The sequence below is a fragment of the Nocardioides exalbidus genome (assembly GCF_900105585.1).
GTDB lineage: Bacteria > Actinomycetota > Actinomycetes > Propionibacteriales > Nocardioidaceae > Nocardioides > Nocardioides exalbidus.
On record NZ_FNRT01000002.1, the window covers coordinates 2,188,905 to 2,214,980 of the forward strand.

The 26,076-nt window shown below is 67.8% G+C and carries 19 protein-coding genes and 1 pseudogene; 15 read left to right on the forward strand and 5 right to left on the reverse strand.

Going from position 1 to position 26,076, the window contains the following annotated elements; all coding sequences use genetic code 11:
- Positions 1 to 95: 95 nt before the first annotated feature.
- The 11 genes from BLV76_RS10780 to BLV76_RS10830 are packed head-to-tail and all read left to right on the forward strand — an operon-like array spanning position 96 to position 11,234.
- On the forward strand, positions 96 to 1,052 hold the full coding sequence (locus BLV76_RS10780) for an ABC transporter ATP-binding protein (protein ID WP_090969123.1): 957 nt from the start codon (positions 96 to 98) through the stop codon (positions 1,050 to 1,052).
- A gap of 6 nt (positions 1,053 to 1,058) precedes the next feature.
- Positions 1,059 to 1,844, forward strand: a complete 786-nt coding sequence (locus tag BLV76_RS10785) for an MlaE family ABC transporter permease (RefSeq protein WP_090969124.1) — start codon at positions 1,059 to 1,061, stop codon at positions 1,842 to 1,844.
- A 1-nt stretch (position 1,845) separates the two neighbouring features.
- Positions 1,846 to 2,661 (forward strand): MlaE family ABC transporter permease, encoded by an 816-nt coding sequence (locus BLV76_RS10790; protein WP_090969125.1) that lies wholly within the window; start codon positions 1,846 to 1,848, stop codon positions 2,659 to 2,661.
- 7 nt (positions 2,662 to 2,668) lie between these two features.
- Entirely contained in the window at positions 2,669 to 3,952 is a 1,284-nt protein-coding gene (locus BLV76_RS10795; protein ID WP_090969126.1) for an MCE family protein, read from the forward strand.
- Positions 3,949 to 4,986, forward strand: coding sequence for an MCE family protein (locus BLV76_RS10800; RefSeq protein ID WP_090969127.1), 1,038 nt, complete (start codon positions 3,949 to 3,951; stop codon positions 4,984 to 4,986). Before BLV76_RS10795 ends, BLV76_RS10800 begins: the two co-directional genes overlap by 4 nt.
- Positions 4,983 to 5,948 (forward strand): MCE family protein, encoded by a 966-nt coding sequence (locus tag BLV76_RS10805; protein WP_090969128.1) that lies wholly within the window; start codon positions 4,983 to 4,985, stop codon positions 5,946 to 5,948. The genes BLV76_RS10800 and BLV76_RS10805 overlap by 4 nt, the downstream gene beginning before the upstream one ends.
- 1 nt (position 5,949) lies before the next feature.
- A complete protein-coding gene (locus BLV76_RS10810) occupies positions 5,950 to 7,113 on the forward strand; it encodes an MCE family protein (protein ID WP_245734629.1) in 1,164 nt (387 codons plus the stop codon).
- Positions 7,110 to 8,546, forward strand: coding sequence for an MCE family protein (locus BLV76_RS10815; protein ID WP_090969130.1), 1,437 nt, complete (start codon positions 7,110 to 7,112; stop codon positions 8,544 to 8,546). The genes BLV76_RS10810 and BLV76_RS10815 overlap by 4 nt, the downstream gene beginning before the upstream one ends.
- Positions 8,543 to 9,832, forward strand: coding sequence for an MCE family protein (locus BLV76_RS10820; RefSeq protein ID WP_090969131.1), 1,290 nt, complete (start codon positions 8,543 to 8,545; stop codon positions 9,830 to 9,832). Before BLV76_RS10815 ends, BLV76_RS10820 begins: the two co-directional genes overlap by 4 nt.
- Positions 9,796 to 10,425 (forward strand): hypothetical protein, encoded by a 630-nt coding sequence (locus BLV76_RS10825; RefSeq protein WP_139306544.1) that lies wholly within the window; start codon positions 9,796 to 9,798, stop codon positions 10,423 to 10,425. The genes BLV76_RS10820 and BLV76_RS10825 overlap by 37 nt, the downstream gene beginning before the upstream one ends.
- Positions 10,422 to 11,234 carry a J domain-containing protein gene (locus BLV76_RS10830; RefSeq protein WP_090969133.1) on the forward strand — a complete coding sequence of 271 codons (813 nt, stop codon included), beginning with the start codon at positions 10,422 to 10,424 and terminating at the stop codon, positions 11,232 to 11,234. The genes BLV76_RS10825 and BLV76_RS10830 overlap by 4 nt, the downstream gene beginning before the upstream one ends.
- Before the next feature lie 602 nt (positions 11,235 to 11,836).
- On the opposite strand, the gene BLV76_RS22135 is transcribed toward BLV76_RS10830, so the two are convergent.
- Complete coding sequence (locus BLV76_RS22135) at positions 11,837 to 12,046, reverse strand: hypothetical protein (RefSeq protein ID WP_139306545.1); 210 nt, start codon at positions 12,044 to 12,046, stop codon at positions 11,837 to 11,839.
- A gap of 688 nt (positions 12,047 to 12,734) precedes the next feature.
- On the opposite strand from BLV76_RS22135, the gene BLV76_RS10835 reads away from it, so the two are divergent.
- On the forward strand, positions 12,735 to 13,283 hold the full coding sequence (locus BLV76_RS10835) for a hypothetical protein (protein WP_090969134.1): 549 nt from the start codon (positions 12,735 to 12,737) through the stop codon (positions 13,281 to 13,283).
- Between the two features lie 58 nt (positions 13,284 to 13,341).
- Here the strand turns inward: BLV76_RS10835 and BLV76_RS22525 are convergent, their stop codons facing one another.
- Genes BLV76_RS22525 through BLV76_RS10850 form a run of 4 tightly spaced genes read right to left on the reverse strand, consistent with a single transcriptional unit; the run spans position 13,342 to position 16,610 of the window.
- A complete protein-coding gene (locus tag BLV76_RS22525; RefSeq protein WP_175539638.1) occupies positions 13,342 to 13,518 on the reverse strand; it encodes a hypothetical protein in 177 nt (58 codons plus the stop codon).
- Positions 13,519 to 13,556: 38 nt separating this feature from the next.
- Positions 13,557 to 14,459: a XamI family restriction endonuclease gene (locus BLV76_RS10840; protein WP_090969135.1), complete on the reverse strand. Its 903-nt coding sequence runs from the start codon at positions 14,457 to 14,459 to the stop codon at positions 13,557 to 13,559.
- On the reverse strand, positions 14,419 to 16,044 hold the full coding sequence (locus BLV76_RS10845; RefSeq protein WP_217630320.1) for an Eco57I restriction-modification methylase domain-containing protein: 1,626 nt from the start codon (positions 16,042 to 16,044) through the stop codon (positions 14,419 to 14,421). Before BLV76_RS10845 ends, BLV76_RS10840 begins: the two co-directional genes overlap by 41 nt.
- Positions 16,045 to 16,070: 26 nt before the next feature.
- On the reverse strand, positions 16,071 to 16,610 hold the full coding sequence (locus BLV76_RS10850; RefSeq protein ID WP_139306546.1) for a hypothetical protein: 540 nt from the start codon (positions 16,608 to 16,610) through the stop codon (positions 16,071 to 16,073).
- 610 nt (positions 16,611 to 17,220) lie between these two features.
- Between BLV76_RS10850 and BLV76_RS10855 the strand changes: the two are divergent.
- From BLV76_RS10855 to BLV76_RS10865, 3 genes and pseudogenes are all read left to right on the forward strand, one after another.
- Positions 17,221 to 18,234, forward strand: a pseudogene (locus BLV76_RS10855) (IS481 family transposase).
- 279 nt (positions 18,235 to 18,513) lie between these two features.
- Positions 18,514 to 22,095 (forward strand): DNA-directed RNA polymerase subunit beta, encoded by a 3,582-nt coding sequence (gene rpoB / locus BLV76_RS10860; RefSeq protein WP_090969137.1) that lies wholly within the window; start codon positions 18,514 to 18,516, stop codon positions 22,093 to 22,095.
- An 85-nt stretch (positions 22,096 to 22,180) separates the two neighbouring features.
- Entirely contained in the window at positions 22,181 to 26,029 is a 3,849-nt protein-coding gene (locus BLV76_RS10865) for a DNA-directed RNA polymerase subunit beta' (protein ID WP_090969138.1), read from the forward strand.
- Positions 26,030 to 26,076 lie beyond the last annotated feature (47 nt).

The window sequence follows — 26,076 nt, forward strand, 5'->3', positions numbered from 1 at the left end:
TCGCACGTGGGCGTAACCTCGCGCGCAGTCCGCCGTTGGACTACTCAGCAGTAGCCAGCACCACTGACCGGGGGAGGGAAGGGGTTCCGCACGCCATGGGTGTCGAGATCCAGGTCAACGACCTCTCGAAGTCGTTCGGCAAGCAGCTGATCTGGGGCGACGTGACCCTCACGGTCCCCGCCGGCGAGATCTGCGTGATGCTCGGCCCGTCGGGCACCGGCAAGTCGGTCTTCCTCAAGACCCTCATCGGGCTGCTCAAGCCCGACAAGGGCTCGATCATCATCGAGGGCACCGACATCGCGAGCTGCTCCGAGCGCGACCTCTACGAGATCCGCAAGCTGTTCGGCGTGCTGTTCCAGGACGGCGCGATGTTCGGCTCGATGAACCTCTACGACAACGTCGCCTTCCCGCTGCGCGAGCACACCCGCAAGTCGGAGTCCGAGGTCCGCGACATCGTCATGGAGAAGATGGACCTCGTCGGCCTCCTCGGCGCCGAGGACAAGCTGCCCGGCGAGATCTCCGGCGGCATGCGCAAGCGCGCCGGCCTGGCCCGTGCCCTCGTGCTCGACCCCGAGATCGTCCTCTTCGACGAGCCCGACTCCGGCCTCGACCCGGTGCGCACGGCGTTCCTCAACCAGCTGATCGTCGACCTCAACGCGCAGATCGACGCGACGTTCCTCATCGTCACCCACGACATCAACACCGCGCGCACGGTGCCCGACAACATCGGGCTGCTCTACCACCGCCACCTCGCGATGTTCGGCCCGCGCGAGCAGCTGCTCAGCTCCGAGGAGCCGGTCGTGCGGCAGTTCCTCAACGCCCAGCGCGTCGGCCCGATCGGCATGTCGGAGGAGAAGGACGCCACCGAGCTCGCCGCCGAGGTGGGCCAGGAGCTCCCGCCGCTGCCGCCGATCCCGCTCCAGCTCGACCCGTCCAACGGCATCCCGCGCCGCAGCCAGCGCCCCGCCGGCGAGTGGTGCCGGGAGAACGGCATCACCCCGCCGCCCGGGTCGTTCGAGTCCAGCAACGCCGGCCTGGCGCCGGGGGCCTGATCTCTCGTGGCCACCTCGACGACCTCGCGCGCCCTCGCTCCGATCGGAGTCGCGGGCAACCTGTTCGCGTTCGCGCTCGACGTCTTCCGCGGGCTGTTCCGCCGGCCCTTCCAGCTGCGCGAGTTCATCCAGCAGGCCTGGTTCATCGCCTCGGTCACGATCATCCCGACCGCGCTCGTCGCGATTCCGTTCGGCGCGGTCATCGCGCTGCAGGTCGGCGGCCTGATCAAGCAGTTCGGCGCACAGTCCTTCACCGGCTCGGCCTCGGTGCTCGCGGTCATCCAGCAGGCCGCCCCGATCGGCACCGCGCTCCTCATCGCCGGCGCGGGCGGGTCCGCGATCGCCGCCGACCTCGGCGCGCGCAAGATCCGCGAGGAGCTCGACGCGATGATGGTGCTCGGCATCGACCCGATCCAGCGACTCGTCGTCCCGCGCGTGCTGGCCTGCATGCTCGTCGCGTTCTTCCTCAACGGCATGGTCAGCGTCGTCGGTGTCACCGGCGGCTACGTCTTCAACGTGATCCTCCAGGACGGCACGCCCGGTGCCTACCTCGCCAGCTTCACCGCGCTCGCCCAGCTGCCGGACCTCTGGATCGGCCTCATCAAGGCCCTCGTCTTCGGCGTCATCGCCGCGATCGTCGCCTCCTACAAGGGCATGAACGCCAGCGGTGGCCCGAAGGGCGTCGGCGATGCGGTCAACGAGTCGGTGGTGATCACGTTCCTGCTGCTCTTCGTGGCGAACTTCGTGCTGAGCCTGGTCTACCTCCAGATCGTCCCCCCGAAGGGCGGATGACATGGCCGTCTGGTCCAAGCCCCTCGCCTCGCTCGACAACCTCGGCGGGCAGCTCGCCTTCCACCTCGCCGTGCTGCGCGCGGTGCCGCGCTCGATCACCCGCTACCCCCGCGAGATCATGCGCATCCTCGCCGAGGTCACCCTCGGGTCCGGCGCACTCGCGGTCATCGGCGGCACGGTCGGCGTCATCATCGGCATGACGTTCTTCACCGGGGCGCAGGTCGGCCTCTCGGGCTACGCCGCGCTCAACCAGCTCGGCACGGCCGCCTTCTCCGGCTTCGTCTCGGCCTACTTCAACACCCGCGAGATCGCCCCGCTGGTCGCGGGGATCGCCCTCGCCGCCACCGTCGGCTGCGGCTTCACCGCGCAGCTCGGCGCGATGCGGATCTCCGAGGAGGTCGACGCCCTCGAGGTGATGGCGATCCCCTCCATGCCGTTCCTCGTCGCGACCCGGGTCGTCGGCGGACTGATCGCCATCATCCCGCTGTACGTCGTGGGGCTGCTGTCGTCGTACTTCGCCAGCCGGCTCGTGGTGACCCAGGTCTACGGCCAGTCGCCGGGCACCTACGACCACTACTTCAACGCGTTCCTGCCCCCGGGCGACGTGCTCTGGTCGTTCGGCAAGGTGCTGATCTTCGCCGTCACCGTCATCCTCATCCACTGCTACCACGGCTACACCGCGTCGGGCGGGCCCGCCGGCGTGGGCGTCGCCGTCGGCCGCGCCGTGCGCACCAGCATCGTCGCGATCAACGTGCTCGACCTCTTCCTGTCCATGGCCATCTGGGGCGCCTCGACCACCGTCCGGCTGGCGGGGTGAGGCGACGATGAACAGCCTCAGGACACGCGGGCTCGGGATGGTCTTCCTGGCGCTGATGCTCGCCTCGGTGTGGGCCACCTACGGCGTCTTCACCAAGAAGTTCAGCGACTACGACGAGGTGACCGTCCACGCCTCGCGGATCGGCCTGCAGCTGCCGCACCGCGCCGACGTGAAGATCAAGGGCGTCATCGTGGGCGAGGTCCTCGACTACGTCCCGACCGCCGACGGCGCCGACATCACCCTCGGCCTCTACAAGGACCGGGCCGCGCAGGTCCCGAGCGACGTGACCGCCTCGATCCTGCCCAAGACGCTGTTCGGCGAGAAGTTCGTGTCGCTGGTCGTCCCCGACGGCGGGTCGTCCGCGAAGCCGATCGCCGACGGTGACGTGATCGAGCGGACCAATCTCTCGATCGAGGTCGAGGCGGTCCTCAGTGACCTCTACCCGCTGCTGCGCGCGGTCCAGCCGGCCGACCTCAACAACACGCTGAACGCCGTCGCCACCGCGCTCGAGGGCCGCGGCGAGCAGCTCGGCGAGAGCATCGAGACGCTCGACGACTACCTCACCCGCTTCAACCCCGAGCTCCCCGGGCTCGTCGAGGACCTGCGGCTGACCGCCCAGGTCTCCGACACGTACGCCGACGTGCTGCCCGAGGTCGCCACGATCCTGCGCAACACGATCACCACCACCACGACGCTCGAGGACCGTGAGGACAAGCTCCAGGCGCTCTTCAACGACGTGTCGAAGTTCGCCGCGGTCGCCGAGCGGTTCTCCCGCAACAACGGCGACAACATCGTGCGCCTCGCCGACCTCTCGCAGAGCCAGCTCGAGGTGCTGGCCCGCTACGCGCCCGGCTATCCCTGCCTGCTCGGCGGACTGGTCAACGTGGGCAAGCTCCAGGCCGAGGCGTTCCGGGGGTTCACCCTCCACATCGTGCTCGAGACCCTGCCCAACCAGCCGCGCGGCTACACCGCGGCCGACGTCCCGGTCTACGGCGACAAGCGCGGCTACTACTGCGGCCGGCTACCCAGCCCGCCGTGGAGCCAGAGCAACCCGGTGACCCACCAGCCGAACTTCGTCGACGGCGTCAACACCCCGACCGGCAAGGGCACCAGCCGCGTCGCTCCCGGCTGGTCCGGTGACGCTGCCGGGTACGCCGGTGGGCGCGACGAGTCGTCGCTCCTCAAGGCGCTCCTCGCGCCCGGCCTCGGCGTGAGCGCGGACGACGTGCCCGACCTGGGCGTGCTGCTCGTCGGTCCGATGGCCCGCGGGGCGGAGGTGTCGCTGCGATGAGCAGGATCCTCGACAAGAAGACGTCCGCCGACCTCCTCAAGCTGCTGGTGTTCGTGGTCGTCACGTCCCTGGCCACCGCGGTGCTGGTCGTCACGATCGGCAACCTCGGCTTCGGTTCCTCGCGCACCTACAAGGCGGAGTTCAGCGACGCGACCGGCGTCAACAAGGGCGACGACGTCCGGGTCGCGGGCGTCCGGGTCGGCACCGTGAGCAAGGTCGAGATCGTCGACCGCACCCGGGCGCTCGTCACGTTCTCGGTCGACGACGGCACGTCGGTCAACGGCGGCACCAACGCGGCCATCCGCTACCGCAACCTCGTCGGCCAGCGCTACCTCTCGCTCACCCAGGAGGTCGGCGACACCCAGCGACTGGCCGACGGTGCGACGATCCCGATCGAGCGGACCAGGGCCGCGCTCGACCTGACGGTGCTCTTCAACGGCTTCAAGCCCCTCTTCCAGGCGCTGTCGCCCGACGACGTCAACCAGCTGTCCTTCGAGCTGGTGCAGGTCTTCCAGGGCGAGGGCGGCACCCTCGAGGGCCTGCTCGCGCACACCGCCTCGGTCACCTCGACCCTGGCCGACCGGGACGAGGTCATCGGCCAGCTCATCGACAACCTCTCCCTGGTCCTCGACCACGTGGCCGACCGCGACAAGCAGCTCACGCGGCTGATCACGTCGTTCCGCACGCTGGTCGGCGGGCTCAAGAAGGACCGCAACGCGATCCTCGACTCGCTCGAGGACGTCTCGACCCTCTCGGTCGAGACCGCCTCGCTGGTCGACGGCATCCGCCGGCCCTTCGTGAAGGACATCAAGGAGCTGCGCGCGGTCGCCGGCAACATCGACAAGAACAAGGCCGAGCTCGACCGGGCCCTGCAGGTGCTGCCGATCAAGCTCGACAAGATCGGCCGGACCGCGATCTACGGCTCGTTCTTCAACTTCTACCTCTGCGAGTTCCAGGGCAGGGTCAACCTGCCCGGTGGCGTGCAGGTCCCGGTGAAGTACGAGACCGGCTCCGACAGGTGTGATCTCGGATGAAGCCGTTCAGGGAGCGCAACCCCGTGGTCGTCGGGGCCGTCAGCATCGTCGTCCTGGCGATGGTGCTGGTCGCCGCGCTTCGCGCCGACGACCTGCCGGTCATCGGCGGCGGCGACACCTACCACGCGATGTTCACCGAGGCCGGCGGGCTGAAGGTCAACGACGAGGTCCGCATCGCCGGCGTCCGGGTCGGCAAGGTGAACGACATCGCGCTCGAGGGCAACCGCGTCAACGTCACCTTCAAGGTCGACGACACCGCCGACTTCGGCACCGACACCCGTGCCGCGATCAAGGTCAAGACGATCCTCGGCGCGATGTTCCTGGCCCTCGAGCCGGCCGGCAGCGGTCAGCTCGCGGAGGGCGGCACCATCCCCGCCGAGCGGACCTCGTCGCCCTACGACGTGGTCGAGGCCTTCGAGGGCCTGGCCTCGACCTCGGAGCAGATCGACACCGACCAGCTCGCGCAGTCGCTGACCACGCTGGCGGACCTGACCCGCAACACCCCTGAGGAGTTCCGCGGGGCGCTCGACGGCCTGAGCCGGCTCTCGGCCAACGTCGCCGCCAAGGACGAGCAGCTCGGCGGCCTGCTGACCAACCTCGAGCGGGTCTCCCGCGTCCTCGACGAGCGCGACGAGGACATCGTCAGGCTGATGAAGGACAGCGACGTGCTGTTCCGCGCGCTGGTCGCGCGCCGCGACGCGGTCCACGAGCTGCTGGTCTCCAGCACCCAGCTGTCGCGGCAGCTGACCAAGCTGATCCGCCAGTCGCGCGCCGACCTCAAGCCCGCCCTCGACCACCTCGAGAACGTCGTCGCCGTCCTCAACAAGAACGAGGACAACCTCGACAGCAGCCTGCGGCTGATGGCGCCGTTCTACCGGGTCTTCGCCAACACCCTCGGCACCGGTCCGTGGTTCGACACCTGGATCGCCAACTTCCCTCCCGTCCCGCAGGTGGGTGGCTGACATGGACAGTGCGATGGACCTCCTCAAGCGCTTCCTCGTTCCCGTGATCGTGCTCGCCTTCGTCGTCGCGGCGGCGATCAGCGTCCTCGGCGGCAGCTCCGGCCGGACCGTCGTCGCGCACTTCCCGCGCACCATCTCGGTCTACGAGGGCAGCGACGTGCGGGTGCTCGGCGTGCCGGTCGGCACGGTCACCCGGGTGGAGCCGACGGGCACCGACGTCACGGTCACGATGCAGTACGACGACGACGTGCAGCTGCCGGCCGACGCGAAGGCGGTGATCATCGCGCCGTCCGTCGTGGGCGACCGCTACGTCCAGCTCACGCCGGCGTACTCCGGCTCCGGCAAGGTGCTCGCCGACGGGGCCGTGCTCGGCATCGAGCGCACCTCGCAGCCGCTCGAGCTCGACCAGATCTACGACAGCCTCGACCGGCTCAACGTCGCCCTCGGCCCGCGTGGTGCCAACAAGACGGGCGCGCTGTCCGACCTGCTCGCGGTCACGGCCGACAACTTCGGCGGCCAGGGCACGACCTTCCGCCAGACCATCAAGGACTTCTCCAGGCTCACCTCCACCCTGTCGGGCAACAAGGAGGAGCTCTTCGGCTCGGTCGACGCGCTCAACGGCTTCCTCGAGACGCTCGCCGACAACGACGACACGGTCCGGCAGTTCAACCAGTCGCTCGCGGACGTCTCGACGATGCTCGACGGCGAGCGTGAGGAGCTGGTCGCCTCGGTGAAGAACCTGTCGACCGCGCTGACCGAGGTCAAGACGTTCGTCGAGGACAACAAGGACTCGCTGAGCCGCAACATCACCGGCGTGAACCGGGTGGCCAAGGTGCTCGTGCGCCAGCGGGCCGCCCTCGACGAGATCCTGCACACCGCGCCGGCCGCGCTCAACAACCTCGCGCTCACCTACAACCCGCAGGCCGGCACGCTCGACACCCGCGCCAACCTCGGCGAGGCGATCAACCAGATCCGGTTCGACCCGGCCGCGCTGCTCTGCGGCTTCGTCAACCAGGCCGACCGGTCCGAGCAGCTGTGCGACACCATCAGCGGCCTGCTGGCCAACCCGCGGCCCGGCGCGCTCGGCAACGGCGGCCGGACGAAGCTGCCGGCCCGCGACGTCTTCGACCCTTCCCTCGGCGGACTCGTGGAGGTGGACCGATGACCCGGCTCACGGCCCTCGTGGCGTGCCTCTTCGGTGCGCTGGTGCTCTCCGCGTGCGACGCCAGCGTCTACTCGCTCCCGCTTCCCGGCGGCCCCGACGTGGGGGACGACCCGATGACCATCAAGGTCGAGTTCGCGGACGTGCTCGACCTCGTCCCGCAGTCGACGGTGAAGGTCAACGACGTCAGCGTCGGCAAGGTGACCGCGATCGACCTCGAGGGCTACCAGGCGCTCGTCACCCTCCAGGTGCGTCGCGACGTCGACCTGCCCGGCAACGCGATCGCCGAGCTGCGCCAGACGAGCCTGCTCGGCGAGAAGTTCGTCGAGCTGTCCGCGCCGGCCGAGGGCGCCATCCCGGCCCGCCTCGGCGACGGGGCCACGATCCCGATCCAGCGCGCCGGCCGCAACCCCGAGGTCGAGGAGGTGCTCGGTGCCCTCAGCCTGCTCCTCAACGGCGGCGGCGTCGCCCAGCTGAAGACCATCACCCAGGAGCTCAACAAGGCGCTCGAGGGCCGCGAGGACTCCGCCCGCAACGTGCTGACCAACCTGCGCGAGTTCACCGGCCAGCTCGACGCGAACAAGGCCGACATCGTCGACGCGATCGAGAAGCTCAACCGGCTCGCGATCGAGGCGGAGAAGCAGCTGCCCACGATCGACAAGGCGCTCGACGAGCTGCCCAGCGCCCTCGACTCGATCAACCGCCAGCGCGACGACCTCGTCGAGATGCTCCAGTCGCTCGACCAGCTCTCCGCCGTCGCCGTCGACGTGATCGCCCGCTCGAAGGGGGCGACCATCACCTCGCTCGAGCGGCTCGACCCGGTGCTCAGCCAGCTCGCCGCGTCGGGCGACGACTTCACCAACGCCTTCCAGGTCTTCCTGACCTACCCGTTCGTCGACGAGGTCGTCGGGCGCGACCCGCAGGTGGCGCGCAACCTGCACATGGGCGACTACACCAACCTGTCGATCACCCTCGACCTCGACCTGCTCGGCGGCATCAGCGCCTCGCCGACCCTGCCGACCAACCTGCCCACGGTCCTCGACCCGACGGTCATCCTCAACGACGTCCTGGCCTGCCTCCAGAGCGGCGACCTCACCAGCGCGGCCTGCCAGAAGGTGCTGACCAACCTCGAGAAGCTGACCAAGCTGCGCGAGGAGTGCCAGAAGTCGGAGAACCGCGACAAGGACATCTGCCGCGAGCTCAACCTGATCCCCGGGCTGCCGACGCTGCCCGGGCTCCCGACCGGCACCCCGACCGCGACGACCACGGGTCCCACGCTGCCGATCCCGACCACGCTCCTCCCGGGGCTGCCGGGGCTCCCACGCGCGGGCACGGACGAGAAGCCGCGGCCGGGCAACCCGACGATCGGCGACCTCATGGACCGCTACGACCCCGCGCTCGTCAGCCTCCTCGTCCCGGGGATGGTGCAGCGATGATCACCCGTCGGACCAGGCTCCAGCTCCTCGTCTTCGCCCTCATCACGCTGGTCGGGGTCAGCTACGTCGGTGCCCGCTACGCCCGGCTCGACCGGCTGGTCGTCGACCAGAGCTACACCGTGGTGGCGCACTTCGCCGACTCCGGCGGTGCGTTCCAGGGCGCCGAGGTGTCCTACCGCGGCGTCCGGGTGGGGGAGGTGCGCGAGCTCGTCCTCACCGACGACGGCGTCGACCTCGTCCTCGACATCGACGACGAGTTCGACGACATCCCGGCCGACGCGCACGCGCTGGTCGGCAACCGCTCGGCCGTCGGCGAGCAGTACGTCGAGCTCCAGCCGCAGAGCGACAAGGGCCCGTTCCTGCAGGACGACTCCGAGATCGCCCGCGACCGCACCACGACGCCGATCCAGACCGACACCCTGCTGACCCACCTCGACGAGACGGTGCGCAGCGTCGACCAGGACGACCTGCGCACGGTGACGAAGGAGCTGGGCCTCGCGCTCGGGGGCGCCGGTCGCGACCTGCAGACCATCCTCGACACCAGCAACGACTTCATCACCGCGGCCGACGAGAACTTCGACGTCACGGTCGACCTGATCCGCAACGCCAACACCGTGCTCGACGGCCAGGTCGACTCCGAGCGCGCCTTCCGGCGCTTCGCCCGCGACCTGTCGTCGTTCACCACCACCGTCGCCGCCCACGACAAGGACCTCCGCACGCTCATCGAGGACGGCTCGCTCGGCGCCAACGAGCTGCGCACCTTCCTCGAGGACAACGAGGTCGAGCTCGGCGACCTGATCAACAACCTCGTCACCACCGGCGAGGTCGTGGTCAAGCACCTCGACGGCATCGAGCAGCTGCTCGTGATCTACCCGTACGTCGTCGAGGGCAGCTTCACCGTCGTGTCGAAGTCGCCCGGCACCGGCCTCTACGACGCCCACTTCGGCCTGGTCCTGACCCAGGACCCCGCGGTGTGCCACGCCGGCTACGAGAACACCGACCGCCGTCCGCCGCAGGACGGCAGCAACCGCCCGATGAAGGAGGACACCCGCTGCACGTCCCCCGCCTCGGAGACCAACGCCCGCGGTGCGCAGAACATCCAGGCGCCGCGCGCGGCCACCGGATGGGGTCCGGCCGACCTCGCCTACGACCCCGACACGGGCACCCTGACCTCCGATCCCGCCGCCATCGAGCGGCTGGAGCGCGGCGGTAGCGTGGCCCCGGCCAGTCTCGGAGAGGAGACGTGGAAGTGGCTCTACCTCCAGCCCCTGCTGGCACGCGACTGACCCCCCGGGTCCGCACGGCGATCGCCGCGGCACTGGCGCTGGTCGTGGTGGTGTGCCTCGGCCTCGTGGTGTGGCTCTCGACCAGCTCACGTGCCGAGGCCGACGGCGGCCTCACCCTGCCCGACGAGCGCGAGCAGGTGATGAGCCTGACCAGCCAGTTCGTCAAGCGCCTCGGCACCTACAGCCCCGACATGCTCGACGAGTCGGGCCAGATGCCCGACTACCGCTCCCAGGTCCGCGAGGTCATCACGCCCAAGTTCGCCGCCGACTTCGACAAGGAGGTCGCGACCGCCGAGCAGCTCGTCGCCCAGGGCGGGATCACCCGCAGCGCCGACGTGTTCGCCACGGCCGTCTCCTCCATCGACGACGACTCCGCGCGGGTGCTGGTCGCCGGTGCCTTCACCGACAGCTACACCCAGGGGGAGGGCGCGAAGGCGAAGACCGTCGACCAGGAGCCGCTGCCGTTCCGGTTCACCGTCGACCTCGTCAAGATCGAAGGCGACTGGCTCGTCGACGACTTCACCCCCGTCAGCTCACCCGACGACGGCTCGGGCACCGGCGGCGCGACGCCGACCGAGGGGAGCACTCCGTGAGCGACGTCCCCACCTGGTACGACCTCCTCGACGTCGACCGCGACGCCTCGACCGACGAGATCCGCGCGGCCTGGAAGTCGCAGATCGCCGACCTCGAGCCCGGCGACCGGCGCTTCGACGCCCTCAACCGGGCGGCCCGGGTGCTGCTCGACCCCGTCGCGCGGTCGTCGTACGACGCCGAGCACCCGGTGGTCGTCGACGACGACCCGGTCGCGGACGAGGCCCCGGCGCCCGCGTCCGTCGACCGCGCCACGCCGCCGCTGGTCGAGGAGGGCGCCCCGGCGCCCGTCACCGGACCCGGTTCCGACGACGCGACGCCCGGTGGCGTGCCGTCGTGGCTGCTCGCGGGCCTGGCGATCGTCGCGGCCGGCCTCGTCGCGGTGACCGCGTGGATGTGGACCAGCGCCGACTCCGGCGCGGGCGGCTCCGCTGCCCGCGACGCCCAGGTCGCGGCCGAGCGCGCCGTCGTACCCGTGCTGTCCTACGACTACGAGCACCTCGCCGACGACCAGAGGGCCGCGCAGGCACTGATGACCGGCAGCTACCGCGAGGAGTACGACAAGCTCTTCGCGGTGCTGGAGGAGAACGCGCCCCAGACCAGGACGAAGGTCAGCGCCGAGGTGGTCGCCTCCGGGATCGTGCGCGCGAGCACGGACCGGGTGCAGGTGCTGGTCTTCGTGGACCGTCCGACGACCAACAAGCTGAGCTCGGAGCCGGTCGTCTACAAGGACCAGGTGACGCTCTCGATGCAGCTCGTCGACGGGGAGTGGCTGGTCGACGACCTCGTCACGTCGCCGGTCCAGGGATAGGGCGAAGTCTGCTGGACGCGGCACTCTCGGCGAGGATCTCGATGACATTGCCGACGACGAAACCAGCAAGTTCGGGAAACGCGGGCCTGACATACACGCGAGCCACCTCAGAACCGCGCGTTTGATCTGGCGCATGGTTCGTCGCTTGCACGCTCCTTCGACTTGCCCCCGGTGGTGCCCGAGTATCACTTGGTTGTGAGCTCGGCTGTGCGTCGCTTCGGCGGTGTTTCGCGTTCGGCCTGCCGCCTGCAGGGCGTCAGATCTACCAGGACAAGGGCCTGTCTCCCGACAACGCGGAGGACCTGCTGCCGCCTGATTACGACCCGAACATCAAGGCTTCCAGCGCGCCCGCGGCTTCTTCGTGCCGCTGGACTTCGTCAAGGTGGTCCAAGGGTGGATGACGGCAGAGGCCTCAGGAAGGCGCTAGAGAACAAGAGGTCCTGACGGACCAAGAGAGCCGGCAACAGATCACTTTGGTGCCGGCCCTTCGTCATGCTCGTGCTGAGTACGCCCATCGCGGCCGCGATGTTCTTGAACGGGGTAGTCGGCCTTCGGAGGCCGGCGTACAACTTTGGTTCGGTCTTTCCATGAGTCCCCAAGTGCTACGACCCCTTCGGATCGTGCGCGATAGCGTCGCGGGTTGACCATTCGGGTGGCAGTGTCGCGCCAGCCATTAATCCTTCGTCGAGGGCGGTGAATGCTGCGGCAACCGAGTCGGCTAAGCGAAGCGCGTCAGCGAAGTTGTCATCGCTAAGTGCCTGCATTTCAGCTATCTGATCGCGGATCAGGCTCAACAGTTCAGTCGGGTGCATGCCGAGTCCTCTCATAGCCTTTATCGGTTTGATACAGCCTGCCGCTGCAACGCGCTGGCCAGTTGATGATCCACAGCCCGAAGTCGCGGGGCTCGACCCAGAGTGGCGCCACGTCATCGTTCGAGCAGCCCGCGGCCACCGCGATTGCTTGGTACGACGCACCGTCGAGGTACATCTCAACGATGCGTTCCGTATCTACGGGTGTGCGCTTCGCCGGCACCGGGTTCCTCCGTCTGTCACTGATAGTCCTAGGGGACACGGGTCCTGCTCAGACGCCCCCAGGCAGGGGGCCGAAATGGGACAATGTGGGATGTGCGAGGACACCGGCCAGACCCTCTCAAGAAGCCAGCGCAAAGCCCTCAGCAAGCGTCGAGCCGCAGCTGCGCGCAAGGCAGCTCAGGACCCGATGGCAGACCGCATCAAGGCCGCCAAACGAGCCGCACGTCAGCGACCGGCAAAGGCCAGAACCCAGTCCATGTGGTGCGCGGCGGGCTGCCCAGCCTAGGCAAGAAGCGCTGAGTGGATCGCCGCAAGACTGTCCCCAAACTCTGCCGCATCTCTACCTGTACACACACCATGTTGTGCTCAGTGACATATGCGCTAGAGTTCTTGCGACAGAACAACACCAGCCTTGGGGCGAACTCCCGCTAGAGATCTCCGCCCCAAGGCCAGCACCTAGGAGCATCTCATGATCAGCACCAACAGCACGGCGGTCACCATCACCGCCGACGTCACCAACTGGCCAACCTCGGCCCGAACCGAGCTCCTCGAGCTCATCGACCGGCTCTCCGTCCAGGCGGTCAACGGCCCCACCCTCACCCACGCGGACGACTCCGACGACTACGAGCCGTCCGGGTGGAACGGCGAGGCGTTCGACGAGATCTACGGCAAGCTGCTCTCCTACCCGGCGCAGGCGGCCGTCATCCTGCGCGCGATCAGCAGCGGCACGGGCTTCGTGTCGCGCGACGACGTGTACGAGCTCGCCAAGTACGAACAGGGCCGCTCGCTGAAGGGCTTCACGCGTCCGATCCGGCGCCTGACCCAGCAGCTCATCGACAAGGGCATCCTCGAGGAGGAGGTGGACGAGCTGCTCGAGACGGCGTACGACCAGAGCGTCAAGGGCTACCAGCGTGCGCTCGGCTTCCGCGTCCCGATGGAGGTCGTGAAGATGGCGCACCAGTGGCAGCGCGAGGGCAACGTGCGTCGCATCGCGAAGGGCCGGGACAAGACCGCCTGACATGAACACAGAAGGGCCGGCATCAGTCACCTGGTGCCGGCCCTTCGCCATGTCGTGGCTACTCGTAAAGGTAGTCGTACTTGTTCGGGTCGAGACCCCGAGCGCGGAGGTCTGCCTCGATCTCTTCGATCGTGATGAAGCCGTCAGCGACGAGGTCCTCCCACGTCAGGTCCGCGATGATCTCCGCGAGCGTGCGCTCGGGCTTGGCGTCGGGGGTCTCTGGTTCATCGGACACGAGGCCAGAGTATGTCGCCGGATGCTGCGGCTGGCCGCCTAGCGGGCGCTCTCAATGAACTCGGCCAGCGCGTCCAGGTTGTGCTCCCATACCAGCTTCAGCCCCATGTTCTGAGCCTTCACGAGGTTCTTCAGCGAGAACACACCTTGCAGGGCGGCGACCGGGACGCAGTTCGCTGGGCCAAGCTCGTTCACCCATGCCTGGGCCTTCTCGCCGCAGTCGTGAATGAGTCGCTTGTAGGAGTTGACCTCGCTGTTCGACACTTTGCACTCGATCGGCATCAGTCGGCCGTCGTGCAGACGCACAACGATGTCCGCCTTGCCGCCCGCAACGGAGGCTTCGCCGGAGAACTCTCCCGCCTTCGGTCCTTGGCTCGAGTTCTTGATCTTGACGGGCGGCACTTCGCGGAAGCCCGCCTCCACGAGCTTGGCCTTGACCTCAGCTTCTAGGCTCGCGCCCCGACTGCGTCGCCAGGTCTCCACCTTGCGGAAGGCGAACATCGCGGAGGTCGCGACGAGTGCCGTGTGACGCTCTGCCTCGGTGGCGTCGCGGCCCTCGCCAACCCACGGAAACCGCTCTCGATCGAGTCCAAGGAAGATGATCTCGATGATGTTGAGTGCGACCGACGGGTCCTTGGCGATGACGGTCGGGGCCAGAGACGTGTCCGCGAGCGTCTTCAGGTCGTCGGCTGACAGCGGCGGCGAAGCGATGTACCGGCATAGGTCGATGCGGGCTCGGGTGGCGAGCATCTCCTGAGCGTTGGAGTTCGCCATCGTCAGGTCAGCGGACACCTCAAGGATGTCGGAGAACACCGCGTACGCCTCGGAGTAGAAGTCGAGGTAGTGGTCGAGAGGTTCGTCGATGCGTTCGTCGCGGAATCGTTGGGTCGACTCTGCTCGGTCAGAGGACAGCTCGTCCCGAGTCCAGCTGTGCATCGGCATCGTTGAGGATCTCCAGGTTCGGCACGGGGAGCCGCTCCATCTCCCGCGGCTCGAACTTCGTGAGGCCGCCAGCGTACGTGCGGCCCTGGCCGAGCGTGACCGAAACGCGCAGGTGGTCGCCCAGGCGAGCGATGGCCGGCTCGCTCATAGCTTGGCGCGGGTACACGCCGTGAGCGATGTTGATATGCCGAGCCTCAGCGATGTTGCGGACGAAGGCCGGGGGGCGTCGCGCCATGTAGGTGGCAAGGATCGGTGCTGGCTTTCGTAGTCCGACGGACCACCAGGCACGACGGTTGGTGGCGACATACCCGCTCTTCGTCGCCTTGACCTCGGGGCGTCGTAGAAAGCGCTCAACGGCCTTCTTCTCGTCTGCGTCGAACACGTCGAGGTCAGTGGGCAGGTCGATGACGACCCGCAGTGCCGAGTCGTCTGTCAGCGAGTCGCCGGCCTCGAAGAGTTCGCGAGCCTTGGTCACGGAGGACATGAGCACGCTGTGAGGAAGGTCCACGGCGCCGCGGTGCTGCACCCAGACCCTGTTGGCGCCGGTGACGGTGCCGCGGTGGACACGAGCCAGTTCGCCGAGTTCGACGTACCCGTCGGGGAGCTTCGCCGCGGTGCGAAGCAGGGGAGACCACCGCGGTGCCTCGACGAGACGCTGCCGTGCGACCTCCTGGCCCCCGCTGAGCTTGCCGAGGTCATCCAGGCTCTTGACCGGGTGCATTCGGATCGACTCCACCGGCTTGCCAACCTGGTAGCAGGTGATGGCTGCCGTGGTAGCGGCATCGCTGAACGGGAGAGCGGTTGGGTCGACGACGTGGATGGACTCACCGCCGAGCCCATCGACTAGGAGCTGTCGTACGAGGGAGCCGTAGTTGACGTCGAGCCATTCGGACGAGGTGACGAACGTGCCGTAGTCGCCGGTGCGGGCGTGGCTGAGGGTGGCGAGGAAGAAGTGAACGTGGAGCCCGGCGAGTTGGGAGGCCTTGTAGCCATGTAGCTGGCTGGTTGCCGTCAGCCACTTCTTCCAGGCGGGAGTGATGCCGTGGTGGCGAACGTACGGGGGGTTGCCGACGTACGCCGTCGTGCCTTCGATCTTGGGCAGGTTCAGGGAGCGGTAGTCGATCAGCTCGATACGTGCTCGCTCGGAGTGTCCTGCTGTGGCGAGGTTGGCGCGAGCCATGAGGCCGGCGATGGGGTCGAGGTCTGCGCCGATGAGTTCGGCGTCGGGGTGCGCTGTCGCTGCGGCGAGGAGGAAGCGAGCGGAGCCAACACCCGGGTCTACGACGCGTGCAGGGGACGGCTGAGTGAGGGTCCAAGCGATCATCGCGTTGACGATGGGTGCAGGTGTATACGTCTGTCCCTGGGGGCGCCGGTCTTCGGCGGAGCGGATGCGGCAGAACGCGTCTCCGAGCGGGTCCATGCCGGCGAGGATGGCTGCGCGCAGTTCATTGACGGCAGACACAGGCTGCGCTGCTGTGTTGGCGAGCTCCTTCTCAGCCTCACTCCACCCAGACACGTCCTCAGCCCCAAGGGCCAAACACGCAGCAACCAGCTGCTCGATCGTTTCCATCTGCACTCCGTGCATCGTGCCTCCCTCCACCGACATCACATTCACCGTTCATGCCCCGCGTAGACCAGACCCGTCCGGGCCAACCTGAGGTAGTCCTCAAGGTGGTCCGTAAGCGGACCCGACACCTTCTTCAACTTCGCGTCGACGAGCTTCGCGTCTTCGGGCGTGAGCGGGCACGTGCTTCGCCTGAGGTACACGGACCAGGTCTCAGGTTTCGGGAACGAAGTCATCCTCGGGACCAGGTCCGCCAGGTCCACACCTTCGAGCGCAGGCGCCAGCCGCTCGACGCTCACCGGCATCAGGAGAGGGTGCACACGGTCCCGAAATGTGAGGGGCGCCTTGGTGCGCTCTACGGGCCCGCGCACGACGGCGCGGGCGAAGATCCGGCCCTTGTCTCGCGTCGGGTTGTGGAACGCCCCGCGAGTCGCGTATAGGTAGATGACGTCCCCCCTCACGAAGTTCGGGAACGTGTTCTTGTACCGCTGTTCAGGGAACGCCACAGTCTCGTTGTCGAGCACCCAGCCTATGCCCCGACGATCTCCCAGCACGATGAGGTGAGCGGGGTTCCGAGACGTCGACATACGGTCGACTCTACCCAGCCGTCGGGACCCCTCGCGGCTCTTCTCAGCGTGTCTCGAGTCGCCCATCTCTCACCCGCCACTCCATGAGGTTGCAGCCCACTCGTCACTTCAAGAGGTCCTCCGGCTTACCAACCGACCGCGGCCGCGAGCTCGTCGACGGTCGTGCGGGGTTCGGTGTCCTGAACGAAGTACAACCAGTACTTCATCGGCCAGCCATCCACGATCAGTCCGATGATGTGGGCGAGACGCTCGGTGCGGGCGAGGTCGCTGGCGTCGCGCGCCCCACGCGAGGGTGCCGATGGCGAGGGCGTGGGAGAGGTGGCGGTTCTCGTCGTCGCGGGAGAAGGCGCGGTGTCCCTTCGGTTTGGGCGTGTCGGCAAGGCCAGCGCCTCGGCGTGCGCGCGTAGGACCCGTCGGCATAGAGCAGCGGGAACGGCGTACTGGTCAGGGCGCCTCTTGGTCTGCGCGAGTTTGCGGGTGCGCCTGGCGCCGTGGGCTAGGTGTACTGACCACAGAGGTTGGTGACAGCTGACTGGGTCTAGACGAGATGGAGACCTCCGGGTGAGGTGTGAAGCAACCACGCATTCGCACCCCAGATCCGGAGGTCTCCATGTCCCACGCTAATGCCACGCTGACCCCGCGAGGGCGGCTGTATCTGGCCCGCTGTGTCGTCGAGGACGGTTGGCCGCTACGACGTGCTGCCGAGCGGTTCCAGGTCTCACCCACGACCGTGAAGCGGTGGGCTGATCGCTACCGCGAGCACGGTCCCTCAGCTATGGGCGACCGATCCAGCCGGCCACACCACTCGCCACGACGGACCAGCCGCCGGCTCGAGGCCAAGATCAAGCACCTGCGCACCACCAAACAACTCGGCCCCGTGCAGATCGCCGGCCGCCTCGACATGAACTCTTCCACGGTGGGACGGGTGATCGCGCGGCTTGGACTGCCCAAGCTGGTCGGGATCGATCGCGCCACCGGCCTGCCGGTCCGCCGTGACGCCGTGGTGCGCTACGAGCACCCGCACCCGGGCGATCTGGTCCACGTCGACATCGAGAAGCTCGGCAACATCCCCGACGGCGGCGGCTGGCGCATCCACGGCCGCAGCCAGGGCGGGGTGAACAGCCAGGCGCACCGCGACCCGGACCGGGCCCGCAAGGTCCACGGCCGACCGAACCTGGGCTACGCCTACATCCACACCGCGATCGACGACCACACCCGACTGGCCTACTGCGAGATCCACTCCGACGAGCAGGGCGCCACCGCGGCCGGGTTCTGACGTCGAGCCGTGGCGTGGTTCAACGCCATCGGCATCCACATCCGTCGAGTCCTGACCGACAACGGCGCCTGCTACCGCTCACGCACGAGGGCCGAGGCCATTGACGAGACCGGATGCCGACACAGCCGCACCCGTCCCTACCGACCTCAAACCAACGGCAAGGCAGAACGCTTCAACCGCACCCTGCTCACCGAGTGGGCCTACGCCAAGCCGTACTACAGCGAGACCGCCCGACGACGGGGCTTGCCAGCCTGGCTACACATCTACAACCATCACCGTGCACACAGCTCACTCGCAGGCCACCCGCCCATCAGCCGTGTGACCAACCTGCCGGGTCAGTACGTCTAGGCCTGGTCCCGGGGCGCGACCGCCACAGGACATCCACAGGACACCGGGAATCGGCGCGTTCTGCTTGACCGGCGCCACTTCGGAGTTCATAGTCGTGGCCAACGCGTGGAACTCTCCTTCCGTGAGGGCGACCAGAAATGGGCCCCGCGTTTGTGGCGTGTCCACTTTTCCGCTACCGTAGGTCCTTGCGCCTGCCCTCAGATGCCCGACGCCCTCCGGACGGCTGTTGCGGTGGTCGGCCGGCGCCGAGATCACTTGGATCATTTGTGAGGACACCTCTTGGCCGCGCGCAGCTCCGCTGGTAACCACCGTCGCACCTCTTTCGCAAAGATCACCGAACCTCTCGAGGTTCCCCCGCTCATCTCGCTCCAGACGTCCAGCTTCGACTGGCTGGTCGGTGGCGAGCGCTGGGAGGCGGAGGTGGCTGCCCGCAGGGCCGCCGGTGAGGACGTCTCCGAGAAGACCGGTCTGCAGGAGATCTTCGAGGAGATCTCCCCGATCGAGGACTTCTCCGAGACGATGATGCTCTCCTTCGACAACCCCGTCTTCCTCGACGAGAAGTACACCGAGGAGGAGTGCAAGGAGAAGGACTTCACCTACTCCCGCCCGCTCTACGTCTCCGCCGAGTTCATGAACCACGAGACCGGCGAGATCAAGGGCCAGACGGTCTTCATGGGCGACTTCCCGATGATGACCCGCAAGGGCACCTTCATCATCAACGGCACCGAGCGCGTCGTCGTGTCGCAGCTCGTCCGCTCGCCGGGCGTCTACTTCGAGTCGACCCCGGACAAGACGTCCGACAAGGACATCTACACCGCCAAGCTCATCCCGAGCCGCGGCGCCTGGCTCGAGTTCGAGATCGACAAGCGCGACCTCGTCGGCGTGCGCCTCGACCGCAAGCGCAAGCAGAACGTCACCGTGCTGCTCAAGGCGCTCGGCTGGACCACCGACCAGATCCGCGAGGAGTTCGGTCAGTACGAGTCCATGATGCTGACGCTCGAGAAGGACAGCGTCCGCTACGAGGTCGTCCACGAGGAGCTGCAGAAGAAGGCGCGGGGCGAGGCCCCGACCGCCGAGCAGGTCAACGACGAGGTCACCCGCCTCGCGCTGCTCGACATCTACCGCAAGCTCCGCCCGGGCGAGCCGCCGACGGCCGAGGCCGCGCAGACGCTGCTGAACAACTACTACTTCAACGGCAAGCGCTACGACCTGGCGAAGGTCGGCCGCTACAAGATCAACAAGAAGCTCGGCCTCCACGAGGCGTTCGACCAGCAGACGCTGACCATCGACGACGTCGTGGCCGCCATCCGCTACGTCGTGCAGCTGCACGCCGCGGGTGTCACGGTCGAGGCTCCCGACCTGGTCGACGCCGAGGGCAACGTCGTCGAGGGTCCTGACGGCGCGCCCGTCAAGGTCCAGGCCGACGACATCGACCACTTCGGCAACCGCCGCATGCGCACGGTCGGCGAGCTCATCCAGAACCAGCTCCGCACGGGCCTGGCCCGCATGGAGCGCGTGGTGCGCGAGCGGATGACGACCCAGGACGTCGAGGCCATCACGCCGCAGTCCCTGATCAACATCCGTCCCGTGGTCGCGGCGCTGAAGGAGTTCTTCGGCACCTCGCAGCTCTCGCAGTTCATGGACCAGACCAACCCGATCGCCGGACTGACGCACAAGCGTCGCCTCTCGGCCCTCGGCCCCGGTGGTCTCTCGCGCGACCGCGCCGGCATGGAGGTCCGTGACGTCCACCCGTCGCACTACGGCCGCATGTGCCCCATCGAGACCCCGGAAGGCCCGAACATCGGCCTCATCGGCTCGCTGGCCTCCTACGGTCGGATCAACCCGTTCGGCTTCGTCGAGACCCCCTACCGCCGCGTGGTGAAGGGTGTCGTCACCGACGAGATCGACTACCTCACCGCCGACGACGAGGACCGCTACGTCATCGCGCAGGCCAACGCCCCGCTCGACGCGAAGATGAAGTTCGCCGAGGAGCGCGTGCTCGTCCGGCAGAAGAACGGTGAGGTCGACGCGATCCTCGCCGAAGAGGTCGACTACATGGACGTCTCGCCGCGCCAGATGGTGTCGGTCGCGACGGCCCTGATCCCCTTCCTCGAGCACGACGACGCCAACCGTGCCCTCATGGGTGCCAACATGCAGCGCCAGGCCGTCCCGCTGATCACCAGCGACAGCCCGCTGGTCGGCACCGGCATGGAGTACCGCGCCGCCGTCGACGCCGGTGACGTGGTCGTCGCCGACGCCGCCGGTGTGGTGAAGGAGGTGTCCGCCGACGCCATCGAGACGATGAACGACGACGGCACCTACCAGACCTACAAGATGGCGAAGTTCCGTCGCTCCAACCAGGGCACCTGCATCAACCAGCGCCCGCTGGTGAAGGCCGGTGACCGCCTCGAGGTCGGCACGCCGATCGCCGACGGTCCCTGCACCGACGACGCCGAGATGGCGCTGGGCACCAACCTGCTCGTCGCCTTCATGCCCTGGCAGGGTCACAACTACGAGGACGCGATCATCCTCAGCCAGCGCCTGGTGCAGGAGGACGTCCTCACCTCGATCCACATCGAGGAGCACGAGGTCGACGCCCGCGACACCAAGCTCGGCCCCGAGGAGATCACCCGGGACATCCCGAACATCTCCGAGGAGGGCCTGGCCGACCTCGACGAGCGCGGCATCATCCGCATCGGCGCCGAGGTCACCACCGGTGACATCCTGGTCGGCAAGGTCACGCCCAAGGGCGAGACCGAGCTCACCCCCGAGGAGCGCCTGCTCCGCGCGATCTTCGGCGAGAAGGCGCGTGAGGTGCGCGACACCTCGATGAAGGTGCCCCACGGTGAGTCCGGCACGGTCATCGGCGTGCGGGTCTTCGACCGCGAGGACGGCGACGACCTTCCTCCGGGCGTCAACCAGCTGGTCCGCGTCTACGTCGCCCAGAAGCGCAAGATCTCCGTCGGTGACAAGCTCGCCGGCCGCCACGGCAACAAGGGCGTCATCGCCAAGATCCTGCCGGTCGAGGACATGCCGTTCATGGAGGACGGCACCCCGGTCGACGTGGTGCTCAACCCGCTGGGTGTGCCGCGACGCATGAACATCGGCCAGATCCTCGAGCTCCACCTCGGCTGGCTCGCCAAGCAGGGTTGGGACCTCAACCTCTCCGGCGAGAAGGGCGAGTCGGACTGGAAGAAGCGCCTGATCAAGATCGGCGCCGAGAAGGCCGACCCGAACACCAAGGTCGCCACCCCGGTGTTCGACGGTGCGCGCGAGGACGAGATCACCGGCCTGCTCGGTGCGACCCTCCCGAACCGCGACGGCGAGCGGATGGTCAAGGAGGACGGCAAGGCCGCCCTCTTCGACGGTCGCACGGGCGAGCCGTTCCCGGAGCCGGTGGCCGTGGGCTACATGTACATCCTCAAGCTCCACCACCTCGTCGACGACAAGATCCACGCTCGCTCGACCGGCCCCTACTCGATGATCACGCAGCAGCCCCTGGGCGGAAAGGCCCAGTTCGGCGGTCAGCGGTTCGGCGAGATGGAGGTCTGGGCGATGGAGGCCTACGGCGCTGCCTACGCCCTCCAGGAGCTGCTGACGATCAAGTCCGACGACGTGCCGGGACGCGTGAAGGTCTACGAGGCCATCGTCAAGGGCGAGAACATCCCCGACTCCGGCATCCCCGAGTCGTTCAAGGTGCTCGTCAAGGAGATGCAGTCGCTCTGCCTCAACGTGGAGGTGCTGTCGCAGGACGGCTCCACGATCTCGCTCAAGGACGCCGAGGAAGACGTCTTCCGGGCGGCCGAGGAGCTCGGCATCGACCTGTCCCGCCGCGAGCCCAGCTCCGTCGAAGAAGTCTGAGGTGCACGTACGCCGGCTCCGGCCGGCGTACGTCCCCCAGTCCCCAGCTCAACTTTCCACGTACTAACGAAGGACTGCAGCCATCGTGCTCGACGTTAACTTCTTCGACCAGCTTCAGATCGGCCTGGCCACCCCGGAGGACATCCGGACGTGGAGCCACGGCGAGGTCAAGAAGCCGGAAACCATCAACTACCGCACGCTCAAGCCCGAGCGTGACGGCCTCTTCTGCGAGAAGATCTTCGGTCCCACCCGGGACTGGGAGTGCTACTGCGGCAAGTACAAGCGCGTGCGCTTCAAGGGCATCATCTGCGAGCGCTGTGGCGTCGAGGTCACCCGCTCCAAGGTGCGTCGTGAGCGCATGGGCCACATCGAGCTCGCTGCTCCCGTGACCCACATCTGGTACTTCAAGGGCGTCCCGTCGCGCCTGGGCTACCTGCTCGACCTGGCGCCGAAGGACCTCGAGAAGGTCATCTACTTCGCCGCCTACATGATCACCTCGGTCGACGAGGACGCCCGTCACCGCGACCAGGACTCCCTCGAGAACAAGGTCGGCCTGGAGCGCGAGCGGCTCGAGAAGCGCCGCGACGCCTCCGTCGAGGACCGCGCCAAGAAGCTCGAGGAGGACCTCGCCACCCTCGAGGCCGAGGGCGCCAAGGCCGACGCCAAGCGCAAGGTGCGCGACGGTGCCGACCGCGAGATGAACCAGCTCCGTGACCGCGCCAACCGCGAGATCGCGCGGCTGGAGGAGGTCTGGGACACGTTCAAGAACCTCAAGGTGCAGGACCTGCTCGGCGACGAGCTCCTCTACCGCGAGATGAAGACGTGGTTCGGCAAGTACTTCGAGGGCTTCATGGGCGCCACGGCGATCCAGAAGCGCCTCCAGGACTTCGACATCGAGGCCGAGGTGGAGTCGCTGCGCGACACCATCGCCAACGGCAAGGGCCAGCGCAAGGTCCGCGCCCTCAAGCGCCTCAAGGTCGTCGACGCCTTCCGCAAGACCGGCAACCAGCCCATCGGCATGGTGCTCGACGCCGTGCCGGTGATCCCGCCGGACCTGCGCCCGATGGTCCAGCTCGACGGTGGCCGCTTCGCCACCTCCGACCTGAACGACCTCTACCGCCGCGTCATCAACCGCAACAACCGCCTCAAGCGACTGCTCGACCTCGGCGCGCCCGAGATCATCGTCAACAACGAGAAGCGGATGCTGCAGGAGGCTGTCGACAGCCTCTTCGACAACGGTCGTCGCGGCCGTCCCGTCACCGGTCCGGGCAACCGCCCGCTCAAGTCGCTCTCCGACATGCTCAAGGGCAAGCAGGGTCGCTTCCGCCAGAACCTGCTCGGCAAGCGCGTCGACTACTCCGGTCGTTCGGTCATCGTCTCGGGCCCGACGCTCAAGCTGCACCAGTGCGGCCTGCCCAAGCAGATGGCGCTCGAGCTCTTCAAGCCGTTCGTGATGAAGCGCCTCGTCGACCTGTCGCACGCGCAGAACATCAAGTCCGCCAAGCGGATGGTCGAGCGCGGCATCCGGGCCGAGGTCTGGGACGTGCTCGAAGAGGTCATCACCGAGCACCCGGTGCTGCTCAACCGTGCGCCGACGCTGCACCGCCTCGGCATCCAGGCCTTCGAGCCGCAGCTGATCGAGGGCAAGGCCATCCAGCTCCACCCGCTCGTGTGCGGCGCGTTCAACGCCGACTTCGACGGTGACCAGATGGCCGTCCACCTGCCGCTCTCCGCGGAGGCGCAGGCCGAGGCCCGCATCCTGATGCTGTCGACCAACAACATCCTCAAGCCGTCGGACGGCCGTCCGGTGACCATGCCCTCGCAGGACATGATCATCGGTCTGTTCTGGCTGACGTCGGACCGCGACGGCGAGCCCGGCGAGGGTCGTGTCTTCTCGTCGCCGGCCGAGGCGATCATGGCCTTCGACCGTCGCGAGATCACGCTGCAGAGCAAGGTCCGCATCCGTCTCAACGACATCGTGCCCCCGCTCGACCTCGAGCTCGGTGCCGACTGGGAGGACCGCACCGCGATCCTGCTCGAGACGACGCTGGGCCGGGTCTTCTTCAACGACACCCTCCCCGCGGACTACCCGTTCGTGAACGAGGAGGTCGGCAAGAAGCGCCTCGGTGCCATCGTCAACGACCTGGCCGAGCGCTACACCAAGGTCCAGGTCGCCGCCTCGCTCGACGCCCTCAAGGACGCCGGCTTCCACTGGGCCACCCGCTCGGGCGTGACCGTCTCGATCGACGACGTCACCACGCCGGACAGCAAGGCCGAGATCCTGGGCCGCTACGAGGCCCAGGCCGAGAAGGTCCAGAAGAACTACGAGCGCGGTGTGATGACCGACGACGAGCGTCGTCAGGAGCTCATCGAGCTGTGGACCCAGGCTGCTGCCGAGGTCGGTCGCGCGATGGAGACCAACTTCGACCGCAAGAACCCGATCTACATGATGGTCGACTCGGGTGCCTCCGGAAACATGAACCAGATCCGGCAGGTCGCGGCCATGCGTGGTCTGGTGGCCAACCCGAAGGGCGAGATCATCCCGCGCCCGATCAAGGCCAACTTCCGCGAGGGCCTCTCGGTGCTCGAGTACTTCATCTCGACCCACGGTGCCCGCAAGGGCCTCGCCGACACCGCGCTGCGCACCGCCGACTCGGGCTACCTGACCCGTCGTCTGGTGGACGTCTCGCAGGACGTCATCATCCGTGAGGACGACTGCGGCACCGAGCGTGGCCTTCCCAAGCGCATCGACGACGAGCACGTGGAGACCTCGGCCTACGCCCGGGCCGCCGCGGTCGAGGTCACCCACCCGGAGACCGGCGAGGTCCTCGCCGCCGCCGGTGAGGACCTCGGCGACGTCAAGATCGGTGAGCTCGTGGCCGCAGGCGTGACCGAGGTCAAGGTCCGCTCGGTCCTGACCTGCGACGCCCGCACCGGCACCTGCGCCAAGTGCTACGGCCGCTCGCTGGCCACCGGCAAGCTGGTCGACATCGGTGAGGCGGTCGGCATCATCGCCGCCCAGTCCATCGGTGAGCCCGGCACGCAGCTGACCATGCGCACGTTCCACACCGGTGGTGTGGCCTCCGCGGACGACATCACGCAGGGTCTGCCCCGTGTGGTCGAGCTCTTCGAGGCCCGCTCGCCCAAGGGTCGTACGCCGATCTCGGAGTCCGCCGGTCGCGTGAAGATCGAGGAGACCGACAAGGCTCGCGTCGTCGTGGTCACCCCCGACGACGGCTCCGAGGTCCAGGAGATCCCGGTGTCGAAGCGCTCGCGCCTCAACGTCGAGGACGGCGACCACATCGAGGTGGGTCACCACATCACCTCCGGTACGCCCGACCCGCAGGACGTGCTGCGCATCCTCGGTGTCCGCAAGGCCCAGGAGCACCTCGTGGACGAGGTCCAGGAGGTCTACCGGTCCCAGGGTGTGTCGATCCACGACAAGCACATCGAGATCATCGTGCGGCAGATGCTGCGTCGCGTGACGGTCATCGAGTCCGGTGACACGAACCTGCTCCCGTCCGACCTGGTCGACCGGGTGCGGTTCGAGGAGGAGAACCGTCGCGTGGTATCCGAGGGCGGCAAGCCGGCCTCGGGTCGCCCGGTCCTCATGGGCATCACGAAGGCCTCGCTCGCGACCGAGTCGTGGCTCTCGGCGGCCTCCTTCCAGGAGACCACCCGAGTCCTCACCGACGCCGCGATCAACGGCCGCTCCGACAGCCTCCGCGGCCTGAAGGAGAACGTGATCATCGGCAAGCTCATCCCGGCCGGCACCGGCCTCGAGCGCTACCGCAACATCCGGGTGGAGCCCACCGAGGAGGCGCGCGCCGCGGCCTACTCGGTCACCGGCTACGACTCCTACGACTACGACTTCGGTCCGTCGTCGCAGGCCGTCGCACTCGACGACTTCGACTTCGGCTCGTACCAGAACTGATCGCAGTCACCGTTCGGACCCCGGTCTCCCAGTGGGAGGCCGGGGTC

Excerpts from the sequence above, each read along its gene's own strand:
- BLV76_RS10800 (WP_090969127.1), top strand. The coding sequence starts at position 3,949 with ATGAGCAGGATCCTCGACAAGAAGACGTCCGCCGACCTCCTCAAGCTG.
- BLV76_RS10795 (WP_090969126.1), top strand. The coding sequence starts at position 2,669 with ATGAACAGCCTCAGGACACGCGGGCTCGGGATGGTCTTCCTGGCGCTG.
- BLV76_RS10840 (WP_090969135.1), bottom strand. The coding sequence starts at position 14,459 with ATGCCGATGCACAGCTGGACTCGGGACGAGCTGTCCTCTGACCGAGCA.
- BLV76_RS10835 (WP_090969134.1), top strand. The coding sequence starts at position 12,735 with ATGATCAGCACCAACAGCACGGCGGTCACCATCACCGCCGACGTCACC.
- BLV76_RS22135 (WP_139306545.1), bottom strand. The coding sequence starts at position 12,046 with ATGCACCCGACTGAACTGTTGAGCCTGATCCGCGATCAGATAGCTGAA.
- BLV76_RS10780 (WP_090969123.1), top strand. The coding sequence starts at position 96 with ATGGGTGTCGAGATCCAGGTCAACGACCTCTCGAAGTCGTTCGGCAAG.
- BLV76_RS10790 (WP_090969125.1), top strand. The coding sequence starts at position 1,846 with ATGGCCGTCTGGTCCAAGCCCCTCGCCTCGCTCGACAACCTCGGCGGG.
- BLV76_RS10850 (WP_139306546.1), bottom strand. The coding sequence starts at position 16,610 with ATGTCGACGTCTCGGAACCCCGCTCACCTCATCGTGCTGGGAGATCGT.
- BLV76_RS10815 (WP_090969130.1), top strand. The coding sequence starts at position 7,110 with ATGACCCGGCTCACGGCCCTCGTGGCGTGCCTCTTCGGTGCGCTGGTG.
- BLV76_RS10805 (WP_090969128.1), top strand. The coding sequence starts at position 4,983 with ATGAAGCCGTTCAGGGAGCGCAACCCCGTGGTCGTCGGGGCCGTCAGC.
- BLV76_RS10810 (WP_245734629.1), top strand. The coding sequence starts at position 5,950 with ATGGACAGTGCGATGGACCTCCTCAAGCGCTTCCTCGTTCCCGTGATC.
- BLV76_RS10820 (WP_090969131.1), top strand. The coding sequence starts at position 8,543 with ATGATCACCCGTCGGACCAGGCTCCAGCTCCTCGTCTTCGCCCTCATC.
- BLV76_RS10845 (WP_217630320.1), bottom strand. The coding sequence starts at position 16,044 with ATGCACGGAGTGCAGATGGAAACGATCGAGCAGCTGGTTGCTGCGTGT.